This is a genomic window from Streptomyces sp. CA-294286 (assembly GCF_050947155.1).
In the GTDB taxonomy this organism is placed as follows: domain Bacteria; phylum Actinomycetota; class Actinomycetes; order Streptomycetales; family Streptomycetaceae; genus Streptomyces.
Window position 1 is genome coordinate 490,983 of the sequence record NZ_CP192004.1, and the last position, 14,125, is coordinate 505,107.

Genomic DNA, 14,125 nt, shown 5'->3' on the forward strand with positions numbered 1-14,125 from the left:
GTACAAGACGTGCTGCACGAGGCGTGAGATATCAGATCTGAGATATGGGATGTGCGAGGCGGGCGCGGAGATCCGAGCCGGGGACACGGGGCCCGCCGGGGCTCGGCGTATCGCCCTCTCAGCCCTTGACCGCGCCGGTGAGCATGCCCTTCTTGAAATGCTTCTGCACGAAGGGTGAGATCACCGCCACCGGCACCAGGGCCAGCATCATGACGGCCATCTGCACGGACAGCGGCGAGAGCTGATTGGTCTTGATCGCCTGACCGAGCCCGGTGGGCGGTTCCTGCTTCTGAACGATCTGGATCATGACGTTCTGGAGCGGCATCATCGACTGGTCGGACAGATAGAGCGACGCGTTGAACCAGGCGCTCCAGTACCCCACCGCGTAGAACAGGGCGATCACCGCGATCACCGCCCGGGACAACGGCATCACGATCCTCCAGAGGATCCTCAGGTCGCCCGCGCCGTCGATGCGGGCGCTGTCGATGAGTTCCGTCGAGATGTTCATGAAGAAGGCCCGCAGTACCAGGATGTTGAAGATGCTGACCGCGCTGGGAAGGATCAGCGCGAGGTACGAATCGGTCAGGCCGAGCGCCTGCACGAGCAGGTACGTCGGGATCAGCCCGGCTCCGAAGAACATCGTGGCCAGCAGCATCGCCAGTATCCACCGGTGGGCGAGTGACCCGGGCCGCGAGAGGCCGTACGCGCACAGCACGGACACCGTCATCGAGAACAGCGTGCCCACGACCGTGATCCCCAGGCTCACCAGGGCGGCGCGCTGGACCTGGCCGCCGCTCAGCAGCTCCTGGTACGCGATGAAGGTGAGGTCGCGCGGAACCACCACCAGCCCGCCCGCCTCGGTGATGGTCTTCATCGAGGACAGGCTGGTGACGACCACGATCCACAGCGGGAACAGGACCGCGAGGCAGGCCGCCGTCAGGACGACGGCCTTCGCCGCGAGCCCGGCCCTGGCGGGAGGCTCTTCCCAGACGGGGCGCGGCGGCGCCGACCAGGGGCGGCGTGCGGTGCGCACGGAGACCGCAGGAGCCGTACCCACGGAGTCCGTCGCGGTGGTGCGTTGCGTGGTGCTCACTTCTTGTACACCCCTTGCTCGCCCATGAGGTGGGCCACCTTGTTCGCGGTGAGGACCAGTCCGATGCCGACGACGCCCTTGATGAGGCCGGCGGCGGCCGCGTAGCCGAAGTCCTGGTTGCGCACGCCGTTCCACCAGACGTACGTGTCGAGGACTTCGGCGGCCTCGGGCCCCACCGCGTCCCGCTGGAGCAGCAGTTGCTCGAATCCGACGCTGAGCGCGTCGCCCACCCGCAGGACGAGGAGCAGCGCGATCACGGGACGCAGCGCGGGCAGGGTGACGTGCCACATGCGCCGCCAGCGGTTCGCCCCGTCCATCGCGGAGGCCTCGTACAGGTCGGGAGGGACGGAGGCGAGCGCGGCGAGGAAGACGATGATTCCCCAGCCCGCGTCCTTCCATACGCCCTCGGCGGTCACCAGGAACTTGAAGATCCCGGGGTCGGTCATCAGGTCGAAGCCCTCGACGCCGTGCTGGCGCAGGGTCTGCGCGATGATGCCCGCACCACCGAATATCTGCTGGAAGACGCTGATGACCAGCACCCAGGAGAAGAAGTGCGGCAGGTACAGGACGGCTTGGGCGACCGCGCGCACCCGGGGGCGCACCACGCTGTTGATGAGCAGCGCGAGCAGGATCGGGATGGGGAAGAACAGCACCAGTTGGAGGAAGAACAGGACCAGGGTGTTCTTCGCCGCGTCCCAGAACGCCGAGTCCGCGAAGATCCGCTCGAACTGTTCGAAACCGACCCACGGGCTCTCCAGCATCGCGGCGAAACCGTTGTCGCTGAGGTACGGGTCGTAGTCCTGGAAGGCGACGACGTTACCGAGGACGGGGATGTACTGGAAGACGCCGACCAGCAGCACCGCGGGCGTCACCATCAGCAGCATGACCCGGTCGCGTCGCAGCCGCTCCCGCAGCGAGGGGCGGCGGACGGCGAAAGGCGGCGCGGGGGGTTCGCCGGTGGGCTGCGGCGGGGGCGGGGCGGGAAGCTTCGCCGGATCCGCGCCCGGGGTGGCCGGCGGCGTCTCCGGCACCGTGCTGTGTGACACGGGTGTCTCTCCTTGCGGGGGCCTTGCGGGGATACGTCGGGCGGGCCGGGGCGGTCGGCGTGCGGTCAGCCCTTCGCGGCCCCCGTGTCGTCCAGCAGCTTGCGGTACCAGTCGCGGAGCTCGTCGCCGCCCTTGCTCCTCCAGTCGGCGACGGCCTGCTGCATGTCGGCGATTTTCCGACGGCCGCGTACGACGTCGTCCTCAAGGGTTTCGAAGTCGGCGTCCAGGGTGGCCCAACGGTTCGGCTCGGTGACGGTCAGCCCGTAGAACGCGCTCTTCCTGGTGAAGGAACCCATGCGTTGCAGCCATTCGAGCTGTCCCTTGGCGACTTCCGGCAGGTCGGGGTGGGCGATGAACACGGCGGGGTCGCCGGTGTAGTCGAAAGCGCCGTTGACCTCCAGGTTGCCCTTCTCGGTCTTGACCGCCTCCCCCTTGGTGAGCGTGTAGTGGACGCCCTCGACGCCGTACTCGGTGAGCCTGCGCTCCTTGCTGCCGTAGGGCGAGGCGCAGAAGTTGGCCAGTGCCAGGAAATCCTCGACCATCTCCTTCGGCGCCCCCTTGCGGATGAAGGTCCAGATGCTCGCGGGCTGCACCGCGTACAGCTTCGGGTCCCCGCCGTCGTGGTGGAAGTAGTCCATGGCGCCCATGGCGAACTTCGGGTTCTGCAGGCGCTGTTCCGCGGTCTTGGCGTACCAGTGCGAGATGTCCTGGGTGTAGATCAGCGACTGGCCCGCGGTGAACCGGTTGCCCGCGTCGCCCTGGTTCTTCACCCGCGCGTCCGGGTGGACCACCCCGGAGGCGTACAGCTTGCGCGTCCACTCCAGGGCTTCCAGGAACTGCGGCGTCTCCACACGGTGGACCAGCTTGCCGTCCACCATGTCCCACATCAGTGCCTTGTCGCCGCCCGACAGGACGCCGAAGAGGGAGAACGACGCCCACTTCATGTCGTCGCAGGCCCACACCTTGGACCTGGCGGCGGTGATGTCCTTGGCGAAGGACAGGAACTCGTCTGCGGTCTCGGGCAGTTGGTAGCCCTTGGCGTCGAAGATGTCCTTGCGGTAGTACGGCACGAGATTGATGACGTTCGACGCGGGCATCGGAATGCCGCGCAACACCCCGCCGAAGATCGACCGTTGCCAGGCGTCGGTCGGAACCGCCGCGAGGTTGGGGTACTTCTTGACCTTGTCGCCGGAGAGGTAGGGGCCGAGGTCCTCGAACTTGGCGTTGACCGCGGTGGGTATCTTGCCGGTCAGGTTCCAGGCGGGGATCACCACGACGTCGGGGATGGTGCTGGAGGCCAGGACGGCGCCGAGCTTGTCCGCGTAGACGTTGCCGTCCTGGTTCTGGAAGACGGCGCGTACTCCGGCGGCCTCGTTCACGGCCCGGTAGTACGGGTTGTCGGGGGCCGGCGGAGAGCCCCAGAACGGGGCCATGATCTTGAACGTGCTGCCCTTGCCGAGCTTCTCCGGCACGGCCGTCTTCAGGGCCGGGGTGGGGATCGACTGGGTGAAACCGACCGGCGAGCCGTTCTTGGACGGGATGTCCGGGGCCACCAGGTTCAGCGCCACGTAGGTGGGGAGCAGGGCCTTGGCGTTCTTGCCGGTGGTGGCGCCCTCCTCCCTCTTCCCGTCCTTCGCGTTGTTGCAGGCGGAGAGGAGCGGAAGTCCGCCCGCGACCGCGACGGCGGCGAGAGCCGAGGAGGAGAGGAAGGTCCTCCTCCTCGGTGAACCCGGGGCCACCGGTGCTGTCGGGGCGTTCGGGACTCTCGGGGCGGGGGAGGCGTTCGGCGTCATTGCGTCAACCCTTCGTGGCGCACCAGGACGCCCGGCGGTCGGCGGCGCAAGAAGGCCGCACCAGGGCGTCGAAGCGCTTCGAATCTGCTGCGAGGCTAGGTCACGGTATACGGCCGCACAAGGGTCGTGTGCAAGATTCCTGACGGTGGCAATTCCATGAGAACGCTCAACGCATGCCCGGTCGAATCCACTTGGTGCGGTGCGATGACTTGACAGTGCCCCTGGGGGACGATCAGCATCGAAGCGCTTCGAAATATTCGTGCCCGGGGGTGGTGCCGACCTAGGCGCCGACGCACGATTCCAGGCACGTCCCGACGCTCGTACGTCCGCAGGGGGAACCGTTCGTGACACCTGATTTCCGTGATCCCCGGCTGTCCGACGCCGAGCGCGTCGAAGACCTCCTCGCGCGGCTGACGGCCGACGAACGGGTCGCGCTGCTCCACCAGTTCGCGCCGGCCGTGGCACATGAGGGCGTCACGGCGTTCCGCACCGGACAGGAAGCCCTGCACGGCGTCGCCTGGATGGGTCCCGCCACCGTCTTCCCGCAGGCCGTCGGTCTCGGCGCCACCTGGAACCCCGACCTCGTGCGCCGCGTCGGCCGGGCCGTCGCCGCCGAGACCCGCGCCATGCACGCCAAGGACGAACGGGTCGGCCTGAACGTCTGGGCCCCCACGGTCAACCTGCTGCGCAACCCCCTGTGGGGGCGTGGCGAGGAGGGCTACTCCGAGGACCCCACGCTCACCACCGCCATCGCCGCCGCCTACACCCGCGGCCTGCGCGGCGACCACCCGCACCGCTGGCGCACCGCTCCCGTCCTCAAGCACTGGCTGGCCCACAACCACGAGACGGACAGGGCGACGTCGTCCGCGTCGGTGAGCCCGCGCGTCCTGCGCGAATACGACCTGCGCGCCTTCAGGGGCACCGTGGAAGCGGGCGCGGTGGCCGGCGTCATGCCCGCGTACAACCTGGTCAACGGCCGTCCCAACCACGTCTCGCCGTACCTGCGCGAGCACCTGCGCACCTGGACCGACCAGCCCCTCCTCGTCTGCTCCGACGCGGGCGCACCGAGCAACCTCGTCGACTGCGAGCACTACTTCGACACGCACGAGGAAGCGACGGCCGCGTCCCTGCGTGCCGGTGTCGACAGCTTTACGGACCACGGGACCGACTCCACGGTGATCCTCGCCCGGCTGAACGGCGCGCTGCGGCGCGGCCTGATCGACCAGGAGGACATCGACGCGGCGGTACGAAGGCACCTCCATGTCCGCCTCGCACTGGGCGAGTTCGACCCGGACCCGGAACGGGAGGGAAACGGCGCGGGAGCGGACGGCCCCTTCCGCGCCGGGGCGTACGACACCGACGACCACCGGGCGCTCGCCCTGGAGGCCGCCGAGCAGGCGGCCGTCCTCCTCAAGAACGACGGTGTGCTGCCTCTGGATCCGGCGACCATGCCCCGGCTGCGGCTCGCCGTCGTGGGCCCGCTCGCCGACGAGTGCAAACTCGACTGGTACAGCGGGACGTTGCTGCACCGGAGCACCCCGCTCGACGGACTGCGGGAACGCTTCGGTGCGGAGCAGGTGACCTACGCCGAAGGTGCGGACCGGGTCCGGCTGCGGTGTGCCGACGGGCTGCTGCGGGCGCCCGACAGCGGCGGCACGCGAGGGGCCGGACCGCTCGGGTCGGAGGGCTCCCTGGACCCCGCCCTGCTGGCAGGCCGTACGGATCTGCCGCCGCTGACCGTGACGGACGACGCCGACGACCCGAACACCGTGTTCACCCTCTCCGACTGGGGTGACGGCGTGCTCACCCTGCGCGCGGCGGACGGCCGGTATCTGTCCGTCGCCGACGACGGCTTTGTGCGGGCCTCCGCGGAACAGCCCGGCGGGTGGGTCGTACAGGAGACATTCCGTCTCGTACACCGGACGGGCCGGGGAGCCGGCACGGACGATGTGGGTGGGGGGCACGTGGACGGACACCTCCTTCGGCACCTCGGAACGGGAGGTCACGTCGTTGTCGCCGCCGACGGCGTCAAGGTTGCCGCCGCGGACGAAAAACTTCCGGGCGGAAACGGTGAACCGGACGGGACCACGGCCACCGGCCCGGACGGTGAAGAAGCCACCGGCCCGGACCGTGAAGAAGCCGTCGGGCCGGACGGTGGCCAGGACTGCGGCTCCGTCCGTGGACGGGCCACCGGATCCGACGCGGCACCGGCCGCGGGCACGGTCTTCACCCTGGAGACCGTCGTCCACGGCGCGGAAGAGGTGGCCCGTGCGGCCTCCGACGCCGACGCGGTGGTCGTCCTCCTCGGCAACGACCCGCACATCAACGGCCGCGAGACCGAGGACCGCAGCACCCTCCACCTGCCCGACTCCCAGCACCGGATCTGGCGCGCGGCCCACGCCGCCAACCCGCGCACCGTTCTCGTGCTCGTCTCCTCCTACCCGTACGCCCTGCCCGAAGCGGCCGCCGAGCTTCCCGCGATCCTGTGGACCGCGCACGGCGGCCAGGCCGCGGGCACGGCACTCGCCCGCATCCTCGCCGGCGACGTCTCCCCGGCGGGACGGCTGCCCCAGACCTGGTACGCCTCCGACGGCGACCTCGCCGACCTGTACGACTACGACATCATCGGCAGCCGGCAGACCTACCTCTACTTCGACGGCGCGCCGCTCTACCCGTTCGGCCACGGCCTGTCGTACACCATGTTCGACTACTCGGACATGACCGTCGAGCGAAGCCAGGACGCGAGTGGCCCGCTGCGGGTGGCGTTCACGGTCACCAACACCGGAGCCAGGGAGTCCGACGAGGTGGCCCAGTTGTACGTACGGGCCGCCGCATCCGCCACCGTGCGTCCCCTGCGCGAACTGGCCGGACACCGCAGACTGCGCCTGGCACCCGGTGACTCACGCCGCCTGACGTTCGAGCTCCCGCTGTCCGTCCTGGAATTCTGGAGCGTGGCGCACCACCGCTGGACACGTGCACCGGGCGTGTACGAGTTCCTGGCCGGAGCGTCCTGCACCGACCTGCGCCAGTCCGTGCCGCTGGGCATCGAAGGAACGCACGAGGGGCCGCGTCCGGTGCTGGAGCGTGGCATCGAGGCCGTGGACTACGACGAGAGCGCCGCCACCGTCATCCTGGACCGCACGAAGACGCGCGGCGACTGCGTCTCGCCCGCGGACCCGGCAGACGACGCGGCGCCCGGCGAACTCCTTTACCGAGACTGCGACTTCGGCCGGCACTCCGTGCTGAACGCCTCTCTCACCGTGGCCGGGAGCGGAAGCATCACCCTCTGGGCGCCCGGCCCGGGGGCGGTCCCCGTCGCCGTGGACGTCCCGCCGACGGCAGGACCCTACGACTACACCACCCTTCGTGCCCGTGTGGACGCCGAGGGCGTCCGTGACCTGCGGGTGCAAATGCGCGGACCGCTCAGGCTCGCGCACATCGGCTTCTCCGGCTGAGGGTCCGGAGAGGCAGGAGGCCCGGCACCGTCACGCGACACGGTGCCGGGCCTTCCTGCGGTCGTGCACGAGATCTGGTGCACGGCATCCGGTACGCGATGTGTCGTACACCATGTGCGACGCGTACGAGATACGGCCGCTTCGGGCGAGCGACTTCGCGCACGCCGTCGGGCCGGCCGTCGTGGCCGGGGGCGCCTTCGTGATCTGTGACCACCAAGCCGCCCCCCGGCCACCGGGGGCCACCGCTCCCGCCCCCACGACAGGTGCGGGGCCCGGTCTTCGGGCGTCGGAGACGCGTGCGACCGCGCCGTTCCGTACCCCCCCGCCTGTGCCCCCGACCCGGCGGAGTACGCCCGCCATCACGCGCGAGGTGTCCGACGAGCGACGCGCGGGACGGACGGCCGCCCCGCAGCCCGGCTCAGGGCGTGACGGTGGTCAGCGTGCCGAGAAGCTGTGCACCGTCGACGAGCGGTACGTGCGTCCCGGGCGCAGCACGGTCGACGGGAACTTCGGCTGGTTCGGGGAGTCCGGGAAGTGCTGGGTCTCCAGGCACAGGCCGTCGCCCTGGCGGTAGGTGCGCCCGGAGGGCCCGGTCAGCGTGCCGTCCAGGAAGTTGCCCGAGTAGAACTGGACGCCGGGCTCGGTCGTCGCAAGGCGCATCGTGCGCCCGGAGCCGGGGTCGCGCAGGGCGGCGAAGTGCTCCGGGCGGGCGGTGATGCCCTTGTCCAGGACCCAGTTGTGGTCGAAGCCCTTCGCCGTGACGAGCTGGGGGTGCGAGGTGCGGATGTCCTTGCCGATGGTCTTCGCCGTACGGAAGTCGAAGGGCGTACCGGCCACTCGGGCCAGCTCGCCCGTGGGTATCAGCCCGGCGTCGGTGGGCGTGAACCTTGCGGCCTTCAGCGTGAGTTCGTGACCGAGGATGTCCCCGCTGCCCTCACCCGCGAGGTTGTAGTAGGCGTGATGGGTGAGGTTGACGACGGTGGCCCTGTCGGTGGTCGCCGTGTAGTCGATGCGCCAGTCGCCGTGCTCGGTGAGGGTGTAGGTGACCTTCACGCGCAGTGTTCCCGGGTAGCCCATCTCGCCGTCCGGGCTGACCCGGTGAAGGTGCAGGCCCACGGCGCGGGAGTCGGCGAACGGCTGCACGTCCCACATGCGCTTGTCGAAGCCCTGCGCTCCGCCGTGCAGGCTGTTCTCGCCGTCGTTCACGGAGAGTTGGTGGGTGCGGCCGTCGAGGGTGAAGCGGCCGTTGGCTATGCGGTTGCCGTAACGGCCTATCAGCGCGCCGAAGAAGGTGGTGGCGGTCAGGTAGCCGTCGAGGTGGTCGAAGCCGAGGGAGACGTTGGCGAGTTTCCCGCGGCGGTCCGGGAGTTCGAGGGACTGGACGATGCCGCCGTAGGAGAGGACCTTGAGGCGGGTGCCGCCGTTCTCCAGGGTCCAGCGGTCGACGCGGGTGCCGTCGGGGAGGGCGCCGAAGGATTCGCGGGTGGGCTTCACGGGATGCCTGTTCTGCTGGGCGTAGGGCTTCGCGTACGCGGTGCCGGCGGTGGCGGTGGTCAGGCCCGCTGCCGCCGCCGCGGCGAGTACCGTTCTCCTGCTTGTGCTCATGTCCATGTGCATGTGCCCTTCCGGAGAGAGGGGTGAGTGGGCGCGCGAGGGGGTCAGCGCCCGGCCTTGCGCTTGTTCCACACGTCGAAGCCGACCGCGGCGAGCAGCACCAGGCCCTTGATGACCTGCTGGTAGTCGGTGCCGATGCCGACCAGCGACATGCCGTTGTTGAGTACGCCCAGCACGAGGCCACCGATGACGGCGCCCATCACGGTGCCGACGCCGCCGCTCATGGACGCTCCGCCGATGAACGCGGCCGCGATCGCTTCGAGTTCGAAGTTGAGGCCGGCCTGGGGGGTGCCCGCGTTGAGTCGCGCCGCGTACACACAGCCCGCGAGCGCCGCCAGGACGCCCATGTTGACGAAGACCAGGAAGATGACGCGCTTGTCCTTGACGCCGGACAGCTTCGCCGCCGCCTTGTTGCCGCCGAGGGCGTAGACGTGACGGCCGACGACCGCGTTGCGCATGACGTAACCGAGGCCGATCAGCAGCGCGCACATGATGAGCATGACGACGGGGACGCCGTGGAAGCTGGCCAGGGTGAGCGTGAACGCGATCACGGCGGCGGCGATCGCCACGCACTTGGTGATCCACAGGCCCTTCGGTACCGCCTCCAGGTCGTAGGCCAACTGCCGTTTCCGGTCGCGCACTTCGCGCAGGATCAGGACGACGAGCGCGACCGCGCCGAGCAGCAACGTCGGGTTGTGGTACTGGGTGTACGGGCCCATCTCGGGGATGAATCCCTTGGCGATGTTCTGGAAGCCCTCGGGGAACGGGGCCAGCGACTGCCCCTCCAGCACGATCTGCGTCAGACCGCGGAAGAGCAGCATCCCGGCCAGCGTCACGATGAACGACGGGATGCCGAGGTACGCGATGAAGTACCCCTGCCAGGCGCCGGCGACCGCACCGATGAGCAGCGACAGGACCAGGGCCAGGACCCACGGCATGTCGTGCTTGACCATCATCACGGCGGACATCGCACCGACGAAGGCGACCAGCGAGCCCACCGACAGGTCGATGTGCCCGGCGATGATGACGATCATCATGCCGATCGCCAGGATGAGGATGTAGCCGTTCTGCTGTATCAGGTTGGAGACGTTGTTGGGCAGCAGGAGGGTGCCGTCGGTCCAGATCTGGAAGAGGACGACGATGAACAGGAGGGCGACGAGCATGCCGTACTGGCGCATGTTCGCGCGCATGCTGCTCACGAGCGCGGCGACGGCCGAGGGGCGGGTGTCCGCGGGCTCTTCGGGCGCGTCCTTGCGGAGTGGTGGTGTGGCGGTGGTCATGGCGGGGCCTCAGCTTCGGGTCAGGACGTGGTCGGGCACGCGGGGGACGTCAGGTACGGGTTTTCGTCATGTGGCGCATCAGCGCCTCCTGGGTGGCGTCCGCCCTGGCGACCTCACCGGTCAGCCGGCCCTCCGCCATCGTGTAGATCCGGTCGCACATGCCGAGCAGTTCGGGCAGTTCGGAGGAGATGAACAGGACCGCCTTGCCCTCGGCGGCAAGCTTGTCGATCACCGTGTAGATCTCGAACTTCGCGCCGACGTCGATACCGCGCGTCGGCTCGTCGAGGATCAGGACGTCGGGGTCGGCGTGGATCCACCGGCTGAGGACGACCTTCTGCTGGTTGCCGCCGGAGAGGCGTCCGACCTCCTCGAAGACCGTGGGGGTCTTGATGTTCATGGAGGTGCGGTACCGCTCCGCCACCTGCCGCTCGTGGTGCTCGTCGACCACGCCGCGCCGCCGCATCCCGGGCAGGGAGGCGAGGGAGATGTTGCGGTTGATGTTGTCGATGAGGTTGAGGCCGTACTGTTTGCGGTCCTCCGTGACGTACGCGAGGCCCGCCCCGATCGCCGCCGGTACGGTCCTCGTGCTCACCTCCCGGCCGCCGACCTCCACCCGCCCGGCCTCGTACCGGCCGTACGAGCGGCCGAAGACCGACATCGCCAGCTCGGTGCGCCCCGCGCCCATCAGGCCCGCGATGCCGACGATCTCGCCGCGGCGGACGGTGAGGGAAACGTTGTCGACCACCTTGCGCTGCTGGTCGACGGGGTGGCGGACGGTCCAGCCGTGCACGGCCAGTGCCGTCGTGCCCGCGTCCTCGCCCGGGTAGGGGGTGCGCTCGGGGAAGCGGTGGTCGAGGTCGCGGCCGACCATGGACCGGATGATCTGGTCCTCCGACAGTTCCGCTTCGTCGGCCGGGGTCTGACGCACTGTCAGGGTTTCGATGGTGCGGCCGTCGCGCAGTACCGTGACCGCGTCCGTGATCTGCCGGATCTCGTTCAGCTTGTGCGAGATGATGATGCAGGCGATGCCCTGTTCGCGCAGTTCCACGATGAGGTCGAGGAGCTTGGCGCTGTCCTCGTCGTTGAGCGCGGCCGTCGGCTCGTCGAGGATGAGCAGCTTCACCTCCTTGGCGAGCGCCTTCGCGATCTCCACGAGCTGCTGCTTGCCCACGCCGATGTCGGCCACCGGGGTCTGCGGCTTCTCGCGCAGCCCGACCCGCTTGAGGAGGGCCGCGGCCCTGCGCAGGGAGTCGTTCCAGTCGACGAACCCCCGCTTGCGGCCCGTCTGTTCGTTGCCGAGGAAGATGTTCTCGGCGATGGACAGGTACGGCACGAGGGCCAGCTCCTGATGGATGATGACGATGCCGTGGCGCTCGCTCGCCCGGATGTCCTTGAACGCGACCGGTGCTCCCTCGAAGAGGATCTCGCCGTCGTAGCTGCCGTGCGGGTGCACCCCGCTCAGCACCTTCATCAGGGTCGACTTGCCAGCCCCGTTCTCACCGCAGATCGCGTGGATCTCACCCGCGCGCACGGTCAGGTTGACCTCGCAGAGCGCCTTCACGCCGGGGAACGTCTTGGTGATGCCCCGCATCTCCAGCACGGCAGCTGCCGGTGAGGGGCCCGTCACTTGAGCTGCCCCGCCGTGAAGTACCCCTCGTCGACGAGGAGTTGTGTGTTCGACTTGTCGATGCTGACCGGTTTCAGCAGGTACGACGGCACGGTCTTCTTGCCGTTGTCGTAGTCGGTCGTGTTGTTGACCTCCGGCTTCCTGCCGTTCAGTACGGCGTCGCCCATCGCCACCGCCTGAGCCGCCAGCTTGCGGGTGTCCTTGAAGACGGTCTGCGTCTGCTCGCCGCCGATGATGGACTTCACCGACGCCAGCTCCGCGTCCTGGCCGGTGACGACCGGAAGCGGCCGGCTCTGCGTGCCGTAACCGGCGCTCTTCAGTGCGGAGATGATGCCGATCGAGATGCCGTCGTACGGGGAGAGCACCGCGTCGACGCGCCGCTCGCCGTAGTTCTTGCTGATCAGGTCGTCCATCCGCTTCTGGGCGGTGCCGCCGTCCCAGCGCAGGGTGGTCGCCTGGTTCATCTTCGTCTGCCCGCTGCGGACGACGAGCTGACCGGTCTTCAGGTAGGGCTGGAGAACCTTGAGAGCGCCGTTCCAGAAGTACTTGGTGTTGTTGTCGTCGGGGGAACCCGCGAACAGCTCGATGGAGTGCGACTCGCGCTCGGCCGCTGCCGCGGACGGCTCGCCGAGCTTCAGCTTCTCGACGATGTACTTGCCTTCGAGCTCGCCGACCCGCTCGTTGTCGAAGGACGCGTAGTAGTCGACGTACGGCGTGCCCAGGATCAGCCGGTCGTAACTGATCACCGGGATGCCCGCGTCGTGGGCGCGCTGAAGGACCTCGGTGAGGGCGGAGCCGTCGATCGCGGCGATCACCAGCAGCTTGCGGCCCTTGGTGATCATGTTCTCGATCTGGGCGATCTGATTCTCGACCTTGTCGTCGCCGTACTGAAGGTCGGTCTGGTAACCGGCCTTCTCGAACTGCTCGGCCATGTTCTGGCCGTCGGCGATCCAGCGCTCGGACGCCTTGGTCGGCATCGCGAGCCCGATCGTGCCGCCCTTGCCGGTGTCGGCCTTGTAGCGGCTGCCGCCCCTGGCCTCCTGACCGCAGGCGGTCAGCGAGACGAGGAGCAGGGCGGCGGCGAACGTCGCCGCGTGCATGCGGGTGCGCATCGGGTCAGTCTCCTTCCGGTACGGGTGTGGCGGGCGACACGGGGAAACGGCGCAGCTCACCGGGGTTGCGGGAACCGAGCGGCGACATTCCGCCATCGGCCCCGTGCCGCGCGAGCAGGTCCAGTACGAGGCGTCCGCGCCGTACCCTCTCGCGGGCGGTGGCGAGAGCGGTCTCGCGCAGCTGCGCGCCGTAAGGGTAGATGCCGGGGGAGCGGCTCAGCCCGAACTTCAGGTACAGCGGAGCGCCGCGCCGGATCAGCTCGGCCGCCTCGTACATCCGGATGTACCCGCCGAGGTCGTCCGGGGCCTCCACGTACATGTCCATGGGGGCGCCGCTGACCCGGCGGATCTCGGTGAGGTGGTCGAGTGTCAGGTCGGAGGGAACGTTGAGGGAGTCCGCGCCGAGCTGCTCGTACACCGCGTACGACGCGGGGTTCACCGGCCCGGTGAGGGCGGACAGTTTGAAGGTGGTGTCGGCCGGCAGCAGGCCCGCCACCCGCATCCGGTGCAGCGTCCAGAGCACGCCCTCGTCCGCGACGAGCAGGCAGCGCACGCCCAACTCGGTGGCCCGCACCGCGTCCTCGACGCAGCCGGCGAGTGCGTCGTGCCCGCGTGCGCGCAGTCCGCCGCCGCCGGAGTCGGTACGGGTGGAGCCGCCGATGTCCCACGTCCCGCGGGGCCCGGTGAACAGACACAGCTCGATGTCCCGGGAGGCACAGCCGTCCACCATCTCGGTGATGTCGTCGTCCGTCAGCATCCAGACGCCGCTGCCCTGGCTGATCCGGTGCACGGGGAGGTCGAGGTGCGCGGTCTCCTTCAGGACGACGGCCAGCGCCTCGGGTCCCTCGACGGAGGGAATCTCGGTGCGCCAGGTGCCGCCGTCGGGAAAGGTGTGCGCGGAGGCGTCGGCGGGGTCGACGGCGGGGAAGGCGTGACCGAGCCGGGCGAGTGCGTCGGCACCGGGGCGGCGAGGGGCGCCTGATGCAGGGTGTGCGGCATCCGATGCATCACGCGGCGTGTCTGGTGTATGAGACATGGTGCTCCGTATTTCATGTTCGATATGTCGGACAGTGGTCGGGTGGAAGGGCGTGCGGCGGGACGAATG

Annotated in this window: 9 protein-coding genes; 1 reads left to right on the forward strand and 8 read right to left on the reverse strand. The window is 69.2% G+C overall.

The features are described 5' to 3' along the window. Nucleotides 1–118 precede the first annotated feature (118 nt). The 3 genes from ACQPZG_RS02145 to ACQPZG_RS02155 all read right to left on the reverse strand — a co-directional run bounded on the left by ACQPZG_RS02145 (nucleotide 119) and on the right by ACQPZG_RS02155 (nucleotide 3,932). Nucleotides 119–1,057: a carbohydrate ABC transporter permease gene (locus tag ACQPZG_RS02145; protein WP_433544604.1), complete on the reverse strand. Its 939-nt coding sequence runs from the start codon at nucleotides 1,055–1,057 to the stop codon at nucleotides 119–121. A gap of 32 nt (nucleotides 1,058–1,089) precedes the next feature. Then, complete coding sequence (locus ACQPZG_RS02150; protein ID WP_433544027.1) at nucleotides 1,090–2,139, reverse strand: ABC transporter permease; 1,050 nt, start codon at nucleotides 2,137–2,139, stop codon at nucleotides 1,090–1,092. Nucleotides 2,140–2,204: 65 nt separating this feature from the next. Beyond that, nucleotides 2,205–3,932 carry an extracellular solute-binding protein gene (locus ACQPZG_RS02155; protein ID WP_433544028.1) on the reverse strand — a complete coding sequence of 576 codons (1,728 nt, stop codon included), beginning with the start codon at nucleotides 3,930–3,932 and terminating at the stop codon, nucleotides 2,205–2,207. 344 nt (nucleotides 3,933–4,276) lie between these two features. Here ACQPZG_RS02155 and ACQPZG_RS02160 point away from each other — a divergent pair, with 344 nt between their 5' ends. Further along, entirely contained in the window at nucleotides 4,277–7,387 is a 3,111-nt protein-coding gene (locus tag ACQPZG_RS02160; RefSeq protein ID WP_433544029.1) for a glycoside hydrolase family 3 C-terminal domain-containing protein, read from the forward strand. A 435-nt stretch (nucleotides 7,388–7,822) separates the two neighbouring features. Here the strand turns inward: ACQPZG_RS02160 and ACQPZG_RS02165 are convergent, their stop codons facing one another. The 5 genes from ACQPZG_RS02165 to ACQPZG_RS02185 are packed head-to-tail and all read right to left on the reverse strand — an operon-like array spanning nucleotide 7,823 to nucleotide 14,056. Then, nucleotides 7,823–8,992: an aldose epimerase family protein gene (locus ACQPZG_RS02165; protein WP_433544030.1), complete on the reverse strand. Its 1,170-nt coding sequence runs from the start codon at nucleotides 8,990–8,992 to the stop codon at nucleotides 7,823–7,825. Between the two features lie 53 nt (nucleotides 8,993–9,045). Continuing rightward, entirely contained in the window at nucleotides 9,046–10,281 is a 1,236-nt protein-coding gene (mmsB, locus tag ACQPZG_RS02170; protein WP_433544031.1) for a multiple monosaccharide ABC transporter permease, read from the reverse strand. 49 nt (nucleotides 10,282–10,330) lie between these two features. Further along, on the reverse strand, nucleotides 10,331–11,872 hold the full coding sequence (gene mmsA, locus ACQPZG_RS02175; RefSeq protein ID WP_433544605.1) for a multiple monosaccharide ABC transporter ATP-binding protein: 1,542 nt from the start codon (nucleotides 11,870–11,872) through the stop codon (nucleotides 10,331–10,333). A 32-nt stretch (nucleotides 11,873–11,904) separates the two neighbouring features. After that, nucleotides 11,905–13,020 carry a multiple monosaccharide ABC transporter substrate-binding protein gene (gene chvE / locus ACQPZG_RS02180; RefSeq protein ID WP_433544032.1) on the reverse strand — a complete coding sequence of 372 codons (1,116 nt, stop codon included), beginning with the start codon at nucleotides 13,018–13,020 and terminating at the stop codon, nucleotides 11,905–11,907. Nucleotides 13,021–13,024: 4 nt separating this feature from the next. Then, on the reverse strand, nucleotides 13,025–14,056 hold the full coding sequence (locus tag ACQPZG_RS02185) for a hypothetical protein (protein WP_433544033.1): 1,032 nt from the start codon (nucleotides 14,054–14,056) through the stop codon (nucleotides 13,025–13,027). Between the last annotated feature and the right edge of the window lie 69 nt (nucleotides 14,057–14,125).